The sequence below is a fragment of the Actinomycetaceae bacterium MB13-C1-2 genome (genome assembly GCA_035621235.1).
Classification (GTDB): domain Bacteria; phylum Actinomycetota; class Actinomycetes; order Actinomycetales; family Actinomycetaceae; genus Scrofimicrobium.
This window is the reverse complement of record CP141731.1, coordinates 1,014,050-1,033,616: the sequence shown is the minus strand read 5'-3', so window position 1 is coordinate 1,033,616 and position 19,567 is coordinate 1,014,050. Positions and strand designations below refer to the sequence as shown.

The window sequence follows — 19,567 nt, the reverse complement described above, 5'->3', positions numbered from 1 at the left end:
TTCAAATGACCACTGCAAGCACTCCCGCATCCGTTATCAACCTCCCGTCTGCCTCGCGAGCTCACCGGCTGACCCTTGGAGGGACCATACGCTCCGAGTGGATCAAGGCGACCTCTCTACGGTCGATCCGCTGGAGCATCTTTGCTTCGCTCGTGTTGAGCATCGGCCTGAGCCTCATCATGGGGTTCGCCATGCGATCACTCTTTGAAACAGGAGATGACCCAACAGAGGTCATCACCAGTATCACCGCTTTCCCCGCAAACTTCCTGTGCCTCGTTTTTGCGGTTCTCGGAGTATTCATGTTCTCGAATGAGTACTCCTCAGGCATGATCCTCTCCACGCTCACAGCGGCGCCCCGGCGCGGTCTTGTTATCTCAGCTAAAGCCATTGTCCTTGCGCTTATTGCAGGGGTGATTGCACTCATCAATGTGGTTGTGGGTGCCGTTATTGCAGTTGTTCTGGTTCCGGAGGCCAGAACAGAACTGTTCACCACGATGACTGTCTCAAGTCTCGCTGGAAGCGTTCTGTTTCTTGTGGGGGTTGCTTTGCTGTCATTCTCCATTGCGGGGATCCTGCGAAACACAGCTGGCGCAATCACGCTGGCTGTGGGGTTGTTGTTTGTAGCTCCGATGGTCCTGCAGATTCTCACTCAGGTGACGGACTGGTCTTGGGTTCCCCTCGTCATCAGCTATCTCCCCGTATCACTCGGTCAGATTCTGGGTTACGGCATTGGATCTGAGGTGCCGCAGATGATGTCCGAGATGTCCAATACTCACGTTCCGGGTTACGGCGAATCACTCTTCGCTCTGGGGATGTGGGTACTGGTGCCAATGCTTGTGGCTATCAGGCTCTTCTTTGCTCGCGACGCAAAGTAGCAGCCGCGGTATCCTCAGGTCTCTGGCTCAGGACTACAAACTGTCTTGAGCCGGAGACCTCGTATAGGCACCAGCAACCGCCTCAGTTCGACTAGGGCGTGTCCCCTATATCTGTGCTCAGACGAGAATGCCCGGGAAACTCGTGGTTGCAAGGCGAAAGAGGGAGCTTTGTTGGCGACAAAGCCGACGATGACAACGTTGCAAACGCGGATTTCCCGGTTACCACAGCAGTCAAGGATAAGGGATATAGGAGACGCACCCTAGCTTCCAGCGGTCGGCTATCTGATCCGGCATCAATGAAGTCGTCCCGCTTAGTTCACGAACCCACAAATTGGCTTCTCTCCACACCGCTGATCGCGACCACTCGAAAGTCCGTTGGCAATCCTCTAGGTTCTACGAAACCAGCTAGAAACCAACTGACAGGACGAGGAGGCCTGTGTGCTGTGGTACACATTCAGTAAGTCGTTCAGAGTCCTGTCTACAAGAAGTGGTTTTCGCGAATCACTGATCGAAAGGTCCGCGCACAAATCCGCTTACGAGTCGACATGCTAGAGAAAGGAACTCTAGGAGACTTCAAGGTTGTCGCCAGAAATATCTATGAACTGCGAATTAACCACGGACCCGGATATCGGATTTATTTCGCCCGCCGCGGGAGTACTGTTGTTCTCCTATTGTGCGGCGGAGACAAATCAAGTCAGAAAAGAGACATCAAGCGTGTTGCAGCATTCATGAAGGGGTTTGACAGCAATGCGTAAGAAAGAAACATTTACCAGGTATGACTCTGCTGACACCCTCCCCGATCTAGAAGACGTTGCCGAGTATCTCAAGGCCGTCCTTGAAGAGAACAACGAGCCAGAACTCATCGCCATGGCTCTCGGTGCCGTTGCACGCTCCCGTAACCTGAGTGAACTCGCTCGTCGTACCGGGATGACCCGCAAAGGCCTCTACAAAGCTCTCTCCGAGGACGGTAACCCGAGCTTCGCCACTATTCACAAAGTGGCGACAGCTCTGGGTCTCAAGATCACTTTTGAATCCCTGGAGCAGAAAACCTCGTAGGGCACGCCCGTGCGGCTGCCACTTTTGTGCGGCAACTTCGAGAAAGCCGGACCACACTCTCACTCAAACAGTAGCCAACCGACAGACCTGCGAGCGCTCTGTCCTAGGCCTTGGCGAGAACGCTGTCGTCGGAATCCTCGTCCGCTTCTTCTTCCGGCTTCTGCTTGAAAATGACTCTGAAGATCGGGTAAAAGACCCAGAACGATAGCGCCGAGTTGATGATCATCGTTATAACGTCTGCGACAACACGTCCGGTTGAAGCCCACCCGAGGTATGTCATGAAGAAGTGGTAAATGGGTGCCTTGTAGAAGCCCTGGAGAGCGCCTGCAGCAAAGGTAATAACAACATACGCAATCAGGTACCACATGGCAGCAATCCACGGATTCGTGTTCGATTTGAAGGTGATATTGCGTTGCAGGAAGAAGTTGATTACCTGCGCGATCAGCAGGGTAATCTGAACTGCCAGGAAATAGGCGAGACCGCCCCCGTATCCATCAGGCTGCACCGGCCCTGCAGCGTAATTGAAAATGTAGTATTGCGACCCGTCGACATCTGAGCCGATCGGGAACCATTGAGCCGCGATATTGACCAGACTGGTGCCGTTAAACCACGACTGAAAGATCGGCATCAGCATCAACTGCAGTAGCGTCACCCCGTTACTGAAGATGAAGAACATAAGGAACTTCGCCCACTCGGGATGCTTTTCCTCGAACCGGTGCCACCAGTCCTTAATTGCCGTAATCATTAGCGTCCTTCGTGTCAGTGATTTGTCTGTGATTGGTTGCCAGCCAGATTTGCGAACTCTTGTCGCATCCGCTTTTGGGCTCTGTTGTTCTTGAAGAAGCGACCGATCAACTGTCCGGTGCCTCGGAAGAAGTGTCCGTTAACGATCAGCAGAATCGATTCGACCATCGCCTCGTTTGCCATCCCGCCCGACATCTTGAAGATTGAACGGAACGGCATGCTCGAAAGGAACAACAAGTTGAGATCGGGAACGCCTTTCGCCTCGGACTTCCTAAGCATCCCTTCCATCCGGCGCCAAACGAAGCGGGCGAGTGAGCTGTCGGCCCGCGCCATGTCTGAAAGCGATGACTCGATTGTCAGCGGCCCCTCTGGAGTTGGCATAAGTGCCGATGGGTTGTCGAGCAGGCGCATCCACTCGTCTCGATCGACCTTTTTTACGTCGCCGCTCGCGTAGTTCTCCAAACCGAGCAAAGAATTAGGATCGGGCTGGACAACGCTCATTCTCTCGAACAGGGCGTTATCGACCACCGAAACACCCTCACCGGTATTCGTTCCTTCACCAACAGAGCAGATCCCGACCGAGCGGGCGTCACGAACGTTCGGCCCGACGAACACCTCAAATAAGCCGGCCTCGACCTGCCACTTCCCGGCGTTGACGCAGAAATGGCGGAACGTGTACTCGTCGAAAGCGACACTTACCCGCGCAGATTCACCGGCCTTGAGAGTTACTTTGAGAAATCCAGCTAGCGTGCGTGCGGGGCGAATGATCCCGGTGCGCTCATGCTGGTCACGTCCCACATAGACCTGGACTGTCTCCGTGCCGTCGCGATCTCCGACGTTCGTGACCGTAACACTAATGCCCCGCTCGCCAACTTCAGCATCGGAATAGCTAAACGACGCGTATCCGAGACCGAAACCGAAGGGGAACAGCACAGGAGCGTTGATGCTCTCGGTGTATCGGTAGCCAACGTACGGTCCCTCTCGGTACTCAGCGTTCTTCCCCAGGGCGGGGAAGTTGCCAGCCGTAGAGGTATCTTCAAGTGCAAGCGGATAGGTCTCTGCGAGTCTGCCGCTCGGATTGACCGCACCCGTTAGCACGTCAAACATCGCTGGAGCGCCCGCCTGGCCGCTCAGATACCCATGAACAAGCGCCTCACAACGATCCAACCAGGGCATGGTTGTCGCAGACCCTGCGCTGAACACCACGACGACCCTTCGCCCTGCATCTGCAAGCGCCTCAAGCAACCGAACCTGATTGTCGGGAACGTTCATACAGCTACGATCCGCGCCTTCGGTTTCGCTTAGCTCATCAAGACCCATGTATAGCAAAGTGACATCGGCGGTACCCGTCAGCTTCAACGCCTCATCAACCAGTTCCTGACTGGGCTTACCGTCCCGGGTGAATCCCCTGGCGTAGCCAACCATTTCAAGGTCTGTCTCGGCAACTGCGGTCACCGCGCTGACGAGTCTCGTCGGGTTCACCAGTGAGGAACCGGCACCTTGATAGCGTGGAGTCTCAGCAAAGTCGCCAACCAACGCTACCTTGGTTCCCGACCGCAAAGGCAAAATCGACTTTTCGTTGCGGAGGAGCACCACACTCTGCGCCGCAGCCTCTCGCGCCAGTTCATTGTGCGCCTCTACATCAAAATGACCGCTCGCTTCAGGCTTCGGAATCCGGTCGATTACAGAGAACAGCTCGGACACTCGTTCATCTAGGGCGCGCTCACTCAAGCTGCCCTGCCTCACGGCCTGAACCAGTGTGGGAACCGAACCGAATCCTGGAGAGGGCATCTCAAATCCGCCACCGACCTCTGCCGCCCAAGGCGCTTGGTCTCCGCCACCCCAGTCGGTGACAACCGCGCCATCAAAGCCCCACTCGTCACGCAAAATATCCTTTACTAGCAATGCGTTTTGGTTCGTGTAGGTTCCATTTATCAGGTTGTACGAGGTCATAAACATCAGCGGCTTCGCCTCGCGAACCACAATCTCAAACCCGGTCAGATACACCTCCCGTAGGGTCTGCATATCAACGACCGAGTTGTTGGTCATCCGGTTCGTTTCCTGGCTATTGGCTGCGTAGTGCTTCGGGCACGCCGCGACTCCCTCACCCTGAATCCCCATCACGTATTGGGCGGCAAGTTTGCCACTCAGGTAGGGGTCCTCCGAAAAGTACTCGAAGCTCCTTCCACCCAACGGACTGCGTTTGATGTTCAGACCGGGTCCGAGGATCACATCGACCCCCAGGGCCGATGCTTCCTCCCCAAGCGCTTTACCCACTTGGTGCGCCAGGCCCACGTCCCAACTATTGGCAATGGTTGCTGCCGTTGGGAAGCAGGTCGAGGGAAGCGAGGCGTTCAGGCCGAGGTGATCACCGGTGCCCGCTTGCTTCCTGATACCGTGGGGGCCGTCTGAAAGAAATAGCGAACGAACGCCCAACCGCTCCACCGGACGGGTTTGCCAGGTGTTTTCGCCGCTCTGCAGAGCTGCCTTCTCGAAAACCGAGAGTTTAGTGACCCGTTCGTCTGTCGACGGACTCATGCTGCCGCCTTAGAGTGCCTCTTGACGCGAACGATCACCCACACAACTCCGGCAACCCACGCAACACCCAGCAGGCCCGTTACCGCCCACTGAATATAGACCCAGGCCGGCGCGTGATAGGTGACGGTCGCACCCGGAGCCATATCGTTCATCGCATTGGAGTTCGCCACCGTATAGAGGATGGCCTTTGTTGAGTTCTGAATGTCAGTAACAGCAAGCGCCGAACTGGTGTCGTCCAGGCTCTTCGATGGCGCGAACGTGAGCATCAGGTCAGAACCAGCGTTAATTCCCTGATTTGGGTTCATGTAGGGGTACAGGTTGAAGTCCGTGATAGCGAAGCCTCTAAAGCCCCACTCATCCCTTAGCACGCCCCGCATCAGTGCAGGGTCGCCGCCCGTCCACGTAGTTCCAACGCGGTTGAAGGAGGACATGACGAAGGTTGCCCCAACCTCAGTTTCCGCCAGGTTTCCTTGATCATCGGAGATATAGGTGACGGGCATGTGCACACCCTTCACCGCAATCTCGAACGGCTTAAGGTAAACCTCACGCAACGCCTGTTCATTAACCCACGTCGCCACACCATTGTTCACCCGGTTCGTCTCTTGCTCGTTTGCGACGAAGTGCTTGAACGCGGTGTACAAGCCACGCTGAGCAGCACCGTTTGATACGGCAGTCATCATGTCGCCAGAAAGCAACGGGTCCTCTGAATAATACTCAAAATTACGGCCCCCGAACGGACTGCGATGCAGGTTCGCTGCGGGTGCGTACCACCCGTTGACACCCTTCAGTAACGACTCGTTACCGAGCATCAGACCCATCTGCTCACCCAGTTCTAGGTTCCAGGTTTGAGCGATCAGAACCTCTGAGGGGTAGGCGGGGCCATTGATTGAAGAGTTGATGAACGAGGAGAAGCCGGCCGGGCCGTCCACCTCCATCGTCAGCGGCTTAGCAATCGAGGGGATGCCCCCTGTCTGGTATGCGCCGTTCAGAATTACCGTCGTCATTTCGGGAACGGTTAGCTTGCTAATGATCTCGTCCCACTTGGGGTCATCCCAGTCCAATCCGCGCATCTCGACCAGAGTCAGTTCGCTTGCCTGTCCAGTGGCAGGCATCTCTCCCTCGTACGCGTCCGCGGCGGCCTTGAAGTCATACGCCGTGAAGCCTTCAGCGATCTCCGGAGTGGCCTGGTAGAGGTCGGGGGTTGGGGCCTGTGGGAAGGTTCCCGCAAAGTCGGCGCGTGAGAAGTTTAGGATCTTACCTTCCGTGGGCGTGTCAGCGAACATTGCCGATACAGAATCGAACTGGTTGGTGGCAACAACTTCGTCCGTGGTACGCGCGTCCGTGGAGTAAACCTTCGTTTCATCGACCACGTAAGTTAGAGGTTCCAGTACCTCGGTATGAGAATCTGAACGAACCGAAATCCGGTAGTCGCCCTTCTCAAGGACATACGCGCCCTCTCCCTTGTAGTCGTATGAGGCCATGTCCTCAACCGCGAACTTCAAGGTGACGGTCTCAGATTCACCGGGGGCGATCTCCCCAGTCTTGGCGAAAGCTGCCAAGACAACCTCGGGCTTCTCTATCCCTCCCCTGGTGTACGGGGCCGTGTAGTAGACCTCCACCACGTCCTTGCCCGGTACCGTTCCGTTGTTCTTTACCTCGACATCAACTGAAATTGTTCCGTCGATTCCGCTCTCCAGCGAGGAACCGGCAAGTGACCATTCAAAGTCCGTATAGGACAATCCGTAGCCAAAGGGGTAGACGACGGCGTCGTCATACTTAATGAAGCCCTCGGCATCGGCCGTCTCGTAGTAGCGGTACCCGATGTAGATGCCCTCGGCATAGTTCACAAAGGGCGCATCACTGGTGATGTCAGCGTTGGAAGCTGTGGACTCCAACGTCGACATCGGATAGCTGACATCAACGTTCTCATATATGAAGTCACCGAAATTGGCCCACGTCGGGTCCTTACTGAAGTCGGAGGCCCAGATGTCAACAGTGCGTCCGGACGGGTTGACCTGACCCGCCACGACTTGACCTACTCCATTGAAACCCGTGAGACCCGGGGAACCAATTAGCAAAACAGAGTCAACTTCGGGATTGTCCTGAATCGCACCGAGTTCCATGGTGGTCGATGCGTTAATAAGAACAATGACTCTATCGAAGTTCGAACTTGCCAAATTGATCAAGTCGAGTTCGTCCTTGTTCAGCTGCAGTTGATGCTGGCCCTCCACATAGTTGTCGTCCCAGCCCTCCATGGTCTGCGTCAGATCGCCGCCCTCGCCGCCGCCGCGACCAATGAACACGAGTGCGGCATCACCGTAATCGGCGAAGGTGTTAGAAAGCGCCGCATAGTCGGAGGCGGGCATCTCACCAATGTTGTACGTCGAGTCGTTGGGTTTGTCCATGACGATGTTCCCGCGAGGCGTCTCTTCAGCGAACGAAGCGATGGCGTCATAGACCTGTTCGTTGATCTGTAGTCCAGCGTTCTCAAGTCCGCTCCGCGCGTCCACGGCGTTAGTTATGTCAACGGACCCCGATCCCTGGCCGCCGTACACAGGGTCGGCGGCAGCACGTCCAAGCATGGTGACCTTAGCCCCTGCAGGGAGTGGCAGAGCAGCTGATTCATTCTTGGCCAAGACAACGCCCTCGGCGGCAATGTTTGAGATTAACTCACCGGCAGCGGCATCGAGTTGATCAATGTCTTCATAGTCAGACTTGTAGTATTCGGTGTCCCAGCTTTCGGAAGCAGCCGAGTTTTCGACAGTGTACTCACCCTGACCAAGTTGCGAGCCAATCCAGGGTTTGAATATCTCGATGGCGATGTTCGCGACAACTAACAGAACTAGCACCACCGCCAAGATGGGAACCCAGATGCCCAGGAACTTGCGGTTTGTCATTTTCTTCTTTGGCTTCTCGGCCTTGTCCGGCTCAACCGATGCAGTACTCAAGGTTTTGCTCCTAGTCTTTCTCAACCACCAAAGGTCGAGCCAACTGCGTTGTCACACTGCTACGCGGGCACTGATCAGGAGCCCTTCATCTCTAGGCCGACCCACGCAGTCAGAATAAAAGAACGTGTTAGCTCCAGCGATCCACCCAGCACAGTCGGTACGCATTGACGCACAATCGGCATGCGAGGAGACTGGCTGAACAAGAATCCGGGAATTCCAGACCGGTGGCACGCTCTAGTTATCATCAGACTTATGAGAGCCGAGCAAAGGAGCTCGATACTTTTCTCTCATATGCAAACTACCGCCCCTGCCTCCGCAGGATCACGTTTTCATTCAGAGAGGGGACGGAAGCCTGATCGTACACAGCCCGTATCAATGCATCCGCCCCCGCACTACCTGCTACTTGACAAAATCCTCAGGTGCGACTCCAACGTCGCCGATAGTAAACTTCCCGCCCTCGTATGTCAGAGTAGTAATCGACGCATTCCCGATATTGTGAGGACTGCCACCAGGAGACAAGACACCTAACAGAGCGGATATGACTCCACCGTGAGCTACTAGTAATATGTTTTCGCCCTGGCAACCCTGTGCTGCATTGGAAAGGACCTCAACTCCTTCATTAATACGCGACTCATACTCGTCCCAATTCTCAGCCAGTCCCATTGGATCAACTTCTGCTGTCGCGTTGACAATTCGCTCCTCAGTGGAGTTCGAATACCAATCCAAAAGGGCTTCATTCTCCCAAATGCTCTCTGTACCAGACTGAGATAGGTCAAGATCGGCTCCGTCTGCCGCCGCAATCAATGGCCACATTTCTGCGTCAAAATCACCGTCGAATCCACCATAGTTCTGTTCGCGGAGTTGTGGCACCATAACCAGTTCAACATCCGAGTCATTCTCCGACAGAATTAGTTTTGCTGTGTTTGCAGACCTCCCGAGATCGGATGTCAGTGCCCCGCAGAATTGAACTTCGCTAAGCGCATTACCCGCCCGCAGAGCCTGTTCTTCTCCCTCTGAGGTCAGCACCGAGTCAGACCATCCCGAGACTATTTCCTTCTCGTTGAAAAGAGTCTTCCCGTGGCGAACAACGTATATGGTTGCTGGACCACCGGCTTGTTCGTCACTGGACTGGCTAGATATTGCTTCTTCAGTGGAACCAGACGCTTCCTTCCCACTGGCATCATTACCACCACTGGAACAACCCGTGGCTACTACCATGGTTGTCGCCATGATGAGGCCTACGCATCCACGCCAAATCGATCTCATGTCAGATTTCCTTTCATAGTGAGGTCACCTTCGAACCTCTCCTGAGAGGCGAGCATCCGACGTCAACGTCAAGAAAGGCTGTTCACAGCTTCAGGTGAGGACGTCAACAGATTAGAGCGCTGCGATCTTTTCCCACCCGCGTCAAACCATGTTCAGGCAGATACCGCGCACGAAACGTAATTCTCTCGTCTACTTAGCTGAGACGCAGTAGCCGTACGCGTCGTCTGTGAACCGTCATTTTGCTGGACGATCGTTCTCATTTCGTTACACTCGACTACCAAACATGTTCGCCTTGTAACTTCACGTGCCGAGAGGTGCTACAACAAATCTACACAGCCCTAGCATTAGGCGCGTAAACGAGGTCTATCGTTTTCGGTTGCGTTGGAGCAACTTGCGCGTGTTCCTATCAGAATCGCGCACCTCACAATGATCGAGAGGACATGATGGCAATCAACAAAATGTGGCTGTCCCGTGGCGCTATCGCCATCGTCGCCGCCATGACACTAAGCGCCTGCAGTTCAGGTGGCGTGGAACAAAGCAGCGGAAACACTAAGGAAGCAGTCAACTCCGACAAAGAATTCGTTACGAGAGACGTGACGGACGGAACCACAACCTTCACCGAAATAAAGAACCCAAACGGCGGTGCAACTCTTTCATACTCGCCCGACTCCGGGGTCACTGTCCTATCGGTAGAAGAGGACGAATACACGTATGCATTCAAGGACATGAACGGGTCGGGTGAACTCGAGCCTTGGGAAGATTGGCGCCTGTCACCGGAGGAGCGTGCCAAAGATCTGGCTCCCCAACTCACAACCGAGCAGATCGCGGGCCTGATGCTTTTCAGCCCATCTGAATACGCAGTAGGTGACGGACTGACCGACGCGCAACGCAAATACTTAAGTGAAGACAACCTCCGGTTGGTCCTCAGCGCAGGAACGAACGAGACAAAGCCCAACGTACTTTGGTCAAATGAGGTGCAGGCATACGTTGAGTCACTAGCTACTCCTGAGACACCATACATTCCCGTAAACTTCTCAACCGATCCTCGCTCAGATGCGATGGGCGGTTACGCGGGTAACGCCACCGCTGACATTTCGATGTGGCCGGGAAACCTGGGTCTCGCAGCAACGTTTGACCCAGAAGTCACCCGAAGGTTTGCGGAAGTCGCTGGCGAAGAGTACCGAGCTCTGGGAATCACCAACATCCTCGGCCCACAGGTCGATATCGCAACCGACCCACGTTGGACGAGGGCGAATGGAACGTTCGGCGAGAACACCGAACTATCCACCGAGATGACGAAGGCCTATGTGCAGGGATTCCAAACCTCACAGGGCGACGACTCGGTTATTCCGATTTCGACAACCATCAAGCACTTTGCTGGTGACGCCGCTGGCGAGGGCGGCCGTCCCTCATACTACGACCACGGCAAATACGCGGTGTTTCCCAATGGGAACTACGACGAGCACCTAAAACCGTTCGTGGGATCGCTCGATGCAATGGGAGCAATGACCGCTTACTCAATCTTCGTGGACGGAGAAGGCAAGCCACTGTTCGACGTTAAGGAAGACGGCACTGGAATGGGCGCGGCTTTCTCGAAGGAGCTCGTCGATAAGCTGCGAGTCGACAACGGCTACGAGGGCGTGATCATGACTGACTGGGGCGTAACGGCGGGTGGCCCAGACGACCCAGACGCATCATGGTTTACCAACTGGGGTGTTGATGAACTGACTGTCGCTGATCGCCACTTTTTGGTCCTCCTGTCTGGCGTGGATATGTTCGGCGGCAACACCGAAGTAGCGCCTGTTCTCGCCGCATACAATCTCTGGGACGAAGCCTACGAATCAGGCGATGTTGACATTGATGCTGATACGCGATTCGAACAGAGCGCTGAACGCATCCTCAAGGTCATTTTCGCGTCAGGACTCTACGACAACCCCTACTTAGATCTTGAGCACTCCGAGTCTGTCGCTGGTTCCGAAGAAAAGATGGCAGAGGGATTCGAGGCTCAGAAACAGTCAGTAGTCGTACTCAAGAATGAGAACGATACCATCGCGTGTGGAAGCACACCTGAGCAGTGGAGCGATGCGGTTGTCTACATTCCCAGCACTCACGGACAGCAACGTGTGGGACTGCTAGTGAGCGAGGGCGAAGTCGAGTATGGGCCAACCATTGAAACGGAAGTTGCGGAGCAGTACTTCGGAAAGGTGATAACTGACGAGGTAGTGCTGGATGACGATGGGCAGGTCGTTGACTACAAGGTTCCCGATCTCACCGACGTTGACATGGTCCTTGTCGGCATGGAGAGTCCGAACCCCGAGGGCCAAGGATATCTTGAGGAGACTGGCGAGTACGTTCCGATCAGCCTCCAGTACCGCCCTTACACTGCTGACTCCGATTCCGTTCGAAAGACCTCCATCGCGGGCAATAGGCTGGAAGATGGCGCACAGGAGAACCGCTCCTATTTTGGCAAGACCGGCTACACGACCAACGAGGCAGACCTTGATGCCATTGAGCGCGCTTCCAAAGCCGTAAAGGACAGCGGAAAGGACATCCCACTGGTCGCAGTACTAAAGGCACGAAACCCGATTATTCCAGGCGAGTTCGAAGCGCTTTCCGACGCGATCGTCGTTGGCTTTGACATCAGTGAAGCGGCACTGATTGAGGTAGCACTGGGAATGTACGACGGAAGCGGTCGTTTGCCAATGACGTTCCCAGCGAACATGGAAGTCGTTGAAGCATCGTACGAGGACGTTGCAGGCGACTACGAAGCCTACGTAGATTCGATGGGCAACGCGTACGACTTCGGTTTCGGACTGTCGTGCAGTGGAGAGCCAATCAAGTAGTCCGACGGACCCGCAAAGTCCTGGTGACAACAAGTAAGGAGAAGTAGGTATGAAACGGAAGATTCTCAGCATAGGCGCCGCCACGGCGATCGCATTTGCCGGTGTTGCGGGCATTTCAGCATGTAGCTCTGATGGCGGTGCAAAAGACGACAAGGGCACTGAGCAGCCTGCATCAAATGAGTCCGCAGGTGAGAGCACGGATGCAGGCGACAACGCTGGCACTCGCGAAGACCTCGAAGTTGCACGTCAGACGGTGCTCGACACCATGGCGGACAAGGGCGACATGACTGAGATAATGCTCGCGTCCGATGTCAAGGCGCCAGAACAGAAGTACGGCATGTGGGTTGTGCCCTACTCCTGGGGCGAGGAAACCGAGAAGGTTGACTCAAAGATCTCTATCGACGGCAAGAAGTTCACGATCAAGGGAACGGCCGTTGATGGGACTGTTCTGGAGATTGACCAGGACGGAAACATTACGGTAGTCGAGTAATCAGCACGCTGTGAATTGGCGGTGTCGGTGCTGACCGACACCGCCAATTCGTTATGTAGGAGTGAACATGACGTTGTTGACAGCCGTCGTTCCCTGTTTCAACGCCGAGGCATACATGAAGCGCGCAGTCGACTCGCTTCTGACCGGTGGAGAATCTGTCGAAATCATAATTGTTGATGACGGATCAACTGATCAAACAGGTCATCTTGCCGATCGATACGCCAAACAGTTCCCTGACTTGGTTCGTGTCGTACACAAGGCCAACGGCGGTCACGGCTCAGCCGTCAACGTGGGCATCGAGCAGGCAAGCGGAAAGTACCTCAAAGTTATCGATGCCGATGACTGGCTCGACCCACAGGCATACGCGGAGCTAATCGCGTTACTCCAGAAATGGGAAGATAGCGGCGATCAGGCAGATCTGATCGTGTCGAACTTCGTCTATGAAAAACAGGGAAAGCGCCACAAGAAGGCGGTGCGCTACATCGGGAAGATGCCCGATGGAGAGCTATTCGGCTGGGAGCGCCTGAAGACATTCAACCCCTGGCAGTACATGGTCATGCATTCTATGGTGTATCGAACAGCGATACTGCGACAGTCGGGACTAAAGCTGCCGGAGCACTCGTTTTACGTTGATAACCTCTACGCCTTCGTTCCGCTACCCTCCGTCAAGGTCCTTTACTACCTTAACGTCGACCTCTATCGATACTGGACAGGACGTGAGGACCAATCAGTAAATGAGCGTGTCATGCTCAGACGTATCGACCAACAAATCGTCATAAATGAACGGATGTTCGACGTCTATTCGTCCGACCTTCGTGATTGTTACCTACAGCCGAACCTAATGCGATACATGCTCCATTACCTGTCAGTTCTCTCCCTAGTTACATCCGTTCTGTGCAAGCTCGATGATGATCCTGAACTGCAGGAAAAGGGAAAGGCCATGTGGGCGCGAATGGCGTACCGGGACCCTAAGCTCGCCCAGAAGCTACGCATGTTGATTCTGGGACACGTATCCCACGCGCCCATCCGTCCAACCCGTGTAGGGTACCGGATCGCACGGGCCGTAATGGGCTTCAACTAGTCAGAACTCCGCCAGGATTCCGGAGGCTCAGGAACAAGCACCCTGAGGACAAATAGTTCGTCCTCAACCTCGGCTGACATGTGCCCCTTGTACTTCTCTGCGACCATTCGAATCGAACGCATGCCGAAACCATGATATCGGCGATCACCTTTCGTCGACTGTGGAAGCCCTTCAACGAACTTCCTGGGGCCCTCAAATGGATTTACGAGCTCGACAAGTACGAACCCCTGCGCTCGTTTTATCCTCATATCGACATAGCGACTATCGTGGTCGAGTTGCGAAACCGCTTCTATTGCGTTGTCTATGGCATTACCCAGGAGTGCATATGTGTCTGCGGCTGACATAAAGTCCAGACTCTCGCCATCGACCATTCGGTCAAACCGGATGTCCCTTTCATTGCAGGTAACCAGTTTCTCGGCCAGAAGGATATCAACTGTCTCGTTCCCCGTGGCGACAGTCGACTCGTAAGAGGCCACCATAGTCCTGAGTTCCTCAACTTCTCGGCGTGAGATCCGATCTTCCAGCAACCCGATCTGCTTCTTGAGGTCGTGGGTCTTGATGCTAATTAGCTCGTTGTTCTCCCTAGAAGTCTCTAGTTGTGCCTTCTGCTGATGCAGCAGCCGCTGCAAGACCTGTGCCTCATTTTCTGCTCCCTGGCGCCACACTATCTGGGTCATTAGTGCAAGCATGAAAATGCTCGTCGTGAAATCAAACAGTGAATAGATCAGGTTTATCTGAGGCAGTTTCTCACCTCCGGCCTCCGCAAATAGACGGGTGAACAGATTGACGAAAATGAGCATTCCGGCCACTAGCAGGGCAACGGACACGCTCCCTATACGGCCGACCGGACGGCTCGATAACGGCTTTGCAAACAGGTAGTAGCCCACAACGCAAAGGGGCACGAGCACAACAACATAGATAAAGTCTGATGTCTGGGAGCTGGCGGAAAGGAATGCCTCAGAAAACACAGCGACAGCATGCGCGCCTCGAAAAGCCATGTGCTGCAGAACAGCCGCAGCCACCACGTAGAAGACTGCCGACCGCAGACTGTATTGCCAGCAGAAGCGAACCACCCACAGGAATCCGGTCAAAAGGACAACGAATCCAATCATTGAGGTCCACGCGTTGTCGGGCAAGACAAGCGTCCACACCGCCCAACCGGCCACGGTCACTAGCACACAGAAGGCGATGCGCAAACGGCTTGATGGACGCCGGGGTGCCTGCCACACGAACGCCAACACTGCCACCCATAGTTCAAACACCAGCCCATTCGTGCGGAAGTAATCCACCACGAACTCCATTAGCGTTCTCCCTCACTTATGTGCATTGCTAGACCGTCCAAAAACGGTTTGCGATACGGGCGACCGATGGTCAGCTCGTTACCATCACTCAACGTAACGCGGTTGTCCCTGACCACTTTGACGAATCGACCATTGACTATGAAGGACTTGTTTGCCCTAAGAAACCCTTTGCCCTGCAGGGCCTCCTGCATCTCACGTAGGCTCCCGCTCGCATCCAGAATCTGACCGTCCACGTGGATTCGTAGTGAGTGTCCTCTGGCCTCGATGCAACTGATGTCCCTCAGTAATAGCCGTGTTTGAGTTCCTCTCTGGGAGACGAGCATGGAGTCCAGCTCTCTATTGCGTGCTTTTAGGGCCCGACCCAGCTTTCGGTCGAAATCTGCGAATCTGTATGGTTTGCTAATAAAATCGAAAGCGTCGACTTCATAACCTTGCTCCGCAAAGTGCGACATACTTGTCACGAAAATTAGCAATACTTTTGAGTCCAGCCGTCTCAGTCTGCGCGCCGCCTCCATTCCACTGAGTATCGGGAGTTCTATGTCCATGAACACAAGGTCGAACACGGGTTTGTAGCTTGTTAGAAATGACGTGGCCTCAGAGAAGATGGTGCACTCGAACTGGATCTCGCGTTCACCAAGGGAACGCTCCAGGCACCTGACCAACAGTGCGGCGGAGTCGGAGTCATCCTCAACAATGGCGACCCTTAACACTGGCCCACTTCGCTCCTCAATATGCGACTGTCTCGACAGTTTCCACTCTATCGTTGCTACCGGACTTGTTGGTCGAAGCATTTCCAGACTGCGGAGGTTTGCCCTCCGGGAAGATCAACTTATAGATCGGGAAGTATATGACCATCTGTACGCCTCCATTCACTACCGTAATCAGGATGTTGTAGACGGCGGGAGGAGCAACCCTCTCCAGATAGGGGACGTACAGGCCCATTAAGAACGAGCACACGACGGTGATGAGGACGAACGCAATCGCGTACCACATCGCTTGGTACCAGATATTTCCGTTGGACTTGAATGTAATGTTGCGCTGCATCGGAAAATTCACGCACTGGGCAACAAAAAGCGTTATTACCATTGCCGCCAGGTATCCCATACCGCCTGTGGCCGTCCCGTTAACCGGATAGTCGAATACATATGTGTCAACGGGGCCGATCTTCAGATGTCCAAACTGTGCGGGGATCTCACACCAGTCTGTAGCAGCATAGAAAACTCCCGGTAAGAAGGTCAGCATTAGGTACTGAAGCAAGGTGACCAGCATCGAAAATGCGTAGAACAAAATGAACTGAGCGATAAGCTTGTGCTTTACAGCAAACCTTTGCCACCAGCCAGAAAAGCGTTGTCGTAGCTCTGCTTTCATCATCGCTCTGCTTTTTTCTGCGAGGAAACAGGAAGCGACACTTCTGCGCTACGCAGGTTATCTGAGACCGAAACCGTGATCTTTTCCCCCGCGGGGCTTGGAACCCTTAGTACTGCCATCGCCTCCCCAAAATAGGTTGCGGTACTGTCGCTGAGAAAACTCCCGAGGTTGAACGGCGATGCATTCCCTAGTCCGACTAGTTCAGCGCCCTCAACTGCTACCTTGAGGTGTCCATCTTCGAGGGGTTTACCCTCCCCTTTCTCATCGGTGTAGCGCAATCTCACGTAGCAAAGACCACCTGAATATGCGATCTCTTCCTCTGGTTCTGCTCGAAGTTCCACGGTATCTGAGGCACTGGTCAACGAGCACTTACCAATTGTTCTTCCCCGCTCGTCAAGGGCGATTGCGCTCAGGGTCCCCGGTTGCCAATCACACGTGAAAGTCACTTTGCAATCGTTCTTCGGGATCACTTTACGGCCGATAGTCTTGCCGTTCAGCGTCAGAGCCACCGATGCCGCGCGCGCATACACCTCAATCTCAGCCTTCTTCCCCTCGCAACCGTTCCAAGACCACGTGGGTCGAGCGTTCGACATTCGCCATGCAGAAGGGGTGTGACGTTCGCCCGTGTGGTTTACCGGGCGGACAGCAATGTACGGCCCCGGATCAAGCTCCAACGCAACCCGCGTGTAAAGCGCCTCACCCAGTGGCTTGCCCGTCAAGTCAAGTCGTCCCTGAGCGGAGGTAAGCCAGCCGAATCCGGTGTCTTTTGGAGCGTAGTCGCGGTACTCCCAAGCACCGACGCCCACCTCGCCCAGGTGATCTATTCCCGCCCAAACGAAGTCGCCGATCAGACGAGGTGATCGTTTGGCTTCTTCCCTAAACCTGTACGCGTCACCGCAGAAGGTCTCAGTTCCAAGGATGAATCGATGAGGATACTTTTTCAGGTCGCGCTGATAGCGGCGGATTCCATAGTTGTAGCCGGCCACGTCAAGTTCGGCGAAAGCGTCGCGGGTCAGTACGTCGCATGGCGGCAACGTTGCTCCGGCCTTCATAAAGTCAGCCCCAGCAATTCCCGCTAGGTTGTTGTAGAACTCGCTCCCCACCGCCGTCAGTTTTTCGAAAACGCCATCGTTCTTCGGCCGTCGAGTATCACCCTCCCGCTCTGCCTTCTTGTCGCTATATACGCCAAGTCCCATGAAGCTCAAGAAGTTGAAGAAGATATTGATTCCGCAAGTGACGGGCCGGGTCTGGTCCAGGGAATGGAGGTACCGAGTCATGTTTCGGGTAAGAGCGACACCTCGCTTCTGCGCAGTTTCCGCGACCTCGTTGCCAAGTGAGTACATGATCACGCTAGGGTGATTGAAATCTTTGTTGACCATGGCTTCGAGGTCTGCCCGCCAGTAGTCCTCCAGTCGGTTCGCATAGTCGTACTTTGTCTTGTGGATGTACCACTGGTCGGCGTATTCATCCAGCACCAACATTCCCAACCGGTCACAAGCATCGAGCATCGCCTTAGAACAGGGATTGTGGGCACTGCGAATAGCGTTGTATCCGTTTTCTTGCATCAAACGGACCTTACGTTCTTCAGCATCGGGGTAGGCGCACGCTCCCAACAGTCCGTTGTCGTGATGTATGCAGGCACCCTGCAAAATGACCCGCCTGCCGTTCAACAGAAACCCTTTATCACTCAAGGCAACGGTGCGAATCCCAAAGCTGACGAAGGCTTCGTCGTCAGCCCGATCCTCATCATTGGCCGAGACCAGTCGGAGAGAACACTGGTGAATAACCGGCGTCTCGGGACTCCACAACTTCGCTCCTGGAAGCGTTAGACGCAAGGTGGTTCTGTCCGAGGTCACGTCAGCACTGGTCGTGAAAGTTCGAGTGCCCGACTCGGTCTCCGCCTCGACGATCGCCGTCAACCTGCCACCGGGGGTGCTTCGGGCGGTTATCGCCACGATCGGAGGGTCAATCGACTCTGTGGCGATGTGAACCTGGTCGGGATATATGTGGTGTTTTCCTCCGACCCAAAGGTTTACGGGCCGATAGATCCCCGCGCCTGAGTACCAGCGACTGTTTGGCTGATCAGAATTGTGCGCGATGACGCGAACCTCATTCACCTCACTGGTGGAAACAACGTCGGTAACATCAACGAAGAATCCTGTGTATCCGTATGGAAGCGTCGTCATTTTCGTGTCGTTGACCCAGACTTCTGCGTCGCGGTAAACACCCTCAAACTCCAATACGAGAGTCTTCCCCTCATCCGCCCCGTCCAGAGAGAAGTCTTTTACATATTCGTAGTCTGCCCCTTCAAACCATCCTGAAGTTCCAGCGCTCGGCGCGTCCGGCGTTCTTGGCTCACCAATCATGGCATCGTGAGGAAGTTCTACCTCCTGAAACTCCTTCCCATACTGCGCGCTCTTCCGAATCGAAGTTCTGGGATCGGCCACGTCTGTTTGTCCAACGTGCCGCCACTTCCATCCATCGTTGAAACTCATGACTCGCATCTGTGTACTCCCTGTGTCCCAGTTGATCTAGTTAGGTAGCGCCTAGGGGGATGGACCCACGAAGATCCATCCCCCTATCGGGACCGAACTATGCGACAGCGCCACCCTCGACAACGCGCGTAGCACTGATTCGGTTCCTTGACATGAACGCAGCAACTATCAATGCAATGACCGCGATTAGGCATCCGAGTATCGCCATGATTGAAAGATTCATCGCGACCTTCTCAGCCTCGGGAGTGTTGACTGGATTGAAAACAACATCGGCGACCAAAGAAGCCCGTGCAAGAACAACCTGGGCAAACGCGATCAACAACGAACCGAGCGATCCCATGACCAACAGATCGCGAACTAACCCCGGCAATCGCGCCCCGATCAACACGTCGGTTCCGAGCAAGATAATCGCGAGGACTGCCAAAATCCACGGCCATGCGCTAGTGGCAGCACCAGCCAGATAGCCAGTAGTAGAAGTAACTAGGTACAGGACCAAAAGCACTACAGCGCCGACGATTGCTACTACCTCTGCTACCAGACGACCAACATTTCGCGTTTTCAT

14 protein-coding genes are annotated in these 19,567 nt (G+C 54.7%); 5 read left to right on the top strand and 9 right to left on the bottom strand.

What is annotated here, in order from left to right; translation table 11 throughout:
• Nucleotides 1-5 precede the first annotated feature (5 nt).
• Together U6G28_04600 and U6G28_04595 are read left to right on the top strand one after the other, a co-directional pair.
• Entirely contained in the window at nucleotides 6-875 is an 870-nt protein-coding gene (locus tag U6G28_04600; GenBank protein WRS30968.1) for a hypothetical protein, read from the top strand.
• 747 nt (nucleotides 876-1,622) lie between these two features.
• Nucleotides 1,623-1,931 carry an addiction module antidote protein gene (locus U6G28_04595; GenBank protein ID WRS30967.1) on the top strand — a complete coding sequence of 103 codons (309 nt, stop codon included), beginning with the start codon at nucleotides 1,623-1,625 and terminating at the stop codon, nucleotides 1,929-1,931.
• A gap of 103 nt (nucleotides 1,932-2,034) precedes the next feature.
• Here U6G28_04595 and U6G28_04590 read toward each other — a convergent pair whose 3' ends face one another.
• The 4 genes from U6G28_04590 to U6G28_04575 all read right to left on the bottom strand — a co-directional run bounded on the left by U6G28_04590 (nucleotide 2,035) and on the right by U6G28_04575 (nucleotide 9,391).
• On the bottom strand, nucleotides 2,035-2,676 hold the full coding sequence (locus U6G28_04590; protein WRS30966.1) for a hypothetical protein: 642 nt from the start codon (nucleotides 2,674-2,676) through the stop codon (nucleotides 2,035-2,037).
• A 14-nt stretch (nucleotides 2,677-2,690) separates the two neighbouring features.
• Nucleotides 2,691-5,213, bottom strand: a complete 2,523-nt coding sequence (locus U6G28_04585) for a glycoside hydrolase family 3 C-terminal domain-containing protein (GenBank protein WRS30965.1) — start codon at nucleotides 5,211-5,213, stop codon at nucleotides 2,691-2,693.
• Nucleotides 5,210-8,161 (bottom strand): glycoside hydrolase family 3 C-terminal domain-containing protein, encoded by a 2,952-nt coding sequence (locus U6G28_04580; protein WRS30964.1) that lies wholly within the window; start codon nucleotides 8,159-8,161, stop codon nucleotides 5,210-5,212. Before U6G28_04580 ends, U6G28_04585 begins: the two co-directional genes overlap by 4 nt.
• Nucleotides 8,162-8,560: 399 nt before the next feature.
• Entirely contained in the window at nucleotides 8,561-9,391 is an 831-nt protein-coding gene (locus tag U6G28_04575; protein WRS30963.1) for a histidine phosphatase family protein, read from the bottom strand.
• A 476-nt stretch (nucleotides 9,392-9,867) separates the two neighbouring features.
• Between U6G28_04575 and U6G28_04570 the strand changes: the two genes are divergently transcribed.
• From U6G28_04570 to U6G28_04560, 3 genes are all read left to right on the top strand, one after another.
• On the top strand, nucleotides 9,868-12,270 hold the full coding sequence (locus U6G28_04570) for a glycoside hydrolase family 3 N-terminal domain-containing protein (protein WRS30962.1): 2,403 nt from the start codon (nucleotides 9,868-9,870) through the stop codon (nucleotides 12,268-12,270).
• Nucleotides 12,271-12,319: 49 nt separating this feature from the next.
• Nucleotides 12,320-12,760 (top strand): hypothetical protein, encoded by a 441-nt coding sequence (locus tag U6G28_04565; GenBank protein WRS30961.1) that lies wholly within the window; start codon nucleotides 12,320-12,322, stop codon nucleotides 12,758-12,760.
• 67 nt (nucleotides 12,761-12,827) lie between these two features.
• Nucleotides 12,828-13,841: a glycosyltransferase family 2 protein gene (locus U6G28_04560; protein ID WRS30960.1), complete on the top strand. Its 1,014-nt coding sequence runs from the start codon at nucleotides 12,828-12,830 to the stop codon at nucleotides 13,839-13,841.
• Here U6G28_04560 and U6G28_04555 read toward each other — a convergent pair.
• The 5 genes from U6G28_04555 to U6G28_04535 all read right to left on the bottom strand — a co-directional run bounded on the left by U6G28_04555 (nucleotide 13,838) and on the right by U6G28_04535 (nucleotide 19,567).
• The gene (locus U6G28_04555; protein WRS30959.1) at nucleotides 13,838-15,142 is read right to left on the bottom strand and encodes a GHKL domain-containing protein; all 1,305 of its coding nucleotides are present in this window, start codon (nucleotides 15,140-15,142) and stop codon (nucleotides 13,838-13,840) included. The two genes, U6G28_04560 and U6G28_04555, sit on opposite strands and share 4 nt — an antisense overlap.
• Nucleotides 15,142-15,852, bottom strand: a complete 711-nt coding sequence (locus tag U6G28_04550; GenBank protein ID WRS30958.1) for a LytTR family DNA-binding domain-containing protein — start codon at nucleotides 15,850-15,852, stop codon at nucleotides 15,142-15,144. The genes U6G28_04555 and U6G28_04550 overlap by 1 nt, the downstream gene beginning before the upstream one ends.
• 16 nt (nucleotides 15,853-15,868) lie before the next feature.
• Nucleotides 15,869-16,513, bottom strand: a complete 645-nt coding sequence (locus U6G28_04545) for a hypothetical protein (protein WRS30957.1) — start codon at nucleotides 16,511-16,513, stop codon at nucleotides 15,869-15,871.
• Nucleotides 16,510-19,014: a glycoside hydrolase family 2 TIM barrel-domain containing protein gene (locus U6G28_04540; GenBank protein WRS30956.1), complete on the bottom strand. Its 2,505-nt coding sequence runs from the start codon at nucleotides 19,012-19,014 to the stop codon at nucleotides 16,510-16,512. The genes U6G28_04545 and U6G28_04540 overlap by 4 nt, the downstream gene beginning before the upstream one ends.
• An 88-nt stretch (nucleotides 19,015-19,102) precedes the next feature.
• Complete coding sequence (locus U6G28_04535; GenBank protein ID WRS30955.1) at nucleotides 19,103-19,567, bottom strand: hypothetical protein; 465 nt, start codon at nucleotides 19,565-19,567, stop codon at nucleotides 19,103-19,105.

Bases quoted from the DNA above. Each gene is read 5' to 3' on its own strand.
- U6G28_04585 (WRS30965.1), bottom strand. From the start codon at position 5,213: ATGAGTCCGTCGACAGACGAACGGGTCACTAAACTCTCGGTTTTCGAG.
- U6G28_04555 (WRS30959.1), bottom strand. From the start codon at position 15,142: ATGGAGTTCGTGGTGGATTACTTCCGCACGAATGGGCTGGTGTTTGAA.
- U6G28_04535 (WRS30955.1), bottom strand. From the start codon at position 19,567: ATGAAAACGCGAAATGTTGGTCGTCTGGTAGCAGAGGTAGTAGCAATC.
- U6G28_04560 (WRS30960.1), top strand. From the start codon at position 12,828: ATGACGTTGTTGACAGCCGTCGTTCCCTGTTTCAACGCCGAGGCATAC.
- U6G28_04575 (WRS30963.1), bottom strand. From the start codon at position 9,391: ATGGCGACAACCATGGTAGTAGCCACGGGTTGTTCCAGTGGTGGTAAT.
- U6G28_04595 (WRS30967.1), top strand. From the start codon at position 1,623: ATGCGTAAGAAAGAAACATTTACCAGGTATGACTCTGCTGACACCCTC.
- U6G28_04570 (WRS30962.1), top strand. From the start codon at position 9,868: ATGATGGCAATCAACAAAATGTGGCTGTCCCGTGGCGCTATCGCCATC.
- U6G28_04600 (WRS30968.1), top strand. From the start codon at position 6: ATGACCACTGCAAGCACTCCCGCATCCGTTATCAACCTCCCGTCTGCC.
- U6G28_04540 (WRS30956.1), bottom strand. From the start codon at position 19,014: ATGCGAGTCATGAGTTTCAACGATGGATGGAAGTGGCGGCACGTTGGA.
- U6G28_04545 (WRS30957.1), bottom strand. From the start codon at position 16,513: ATGATGAAAGCAGAGCTACGACAACGCTTTTCTGGCTGGTGGCAAAGG.
- U6G28_04590 (WRS30966.1), bottom strand. From the start codon at position 2,676: ATGATTACGGCAATTAAGGACTGGTGGCACCGGTTCGAGGAAAAGCAT.
- U6G28_04565 (WRS30961.1), top strand. From the start codon at position 12,320: ATGAAACGGAAGATTCTCAGCATAGGCGCCGCCACGGCGATCGCATTT.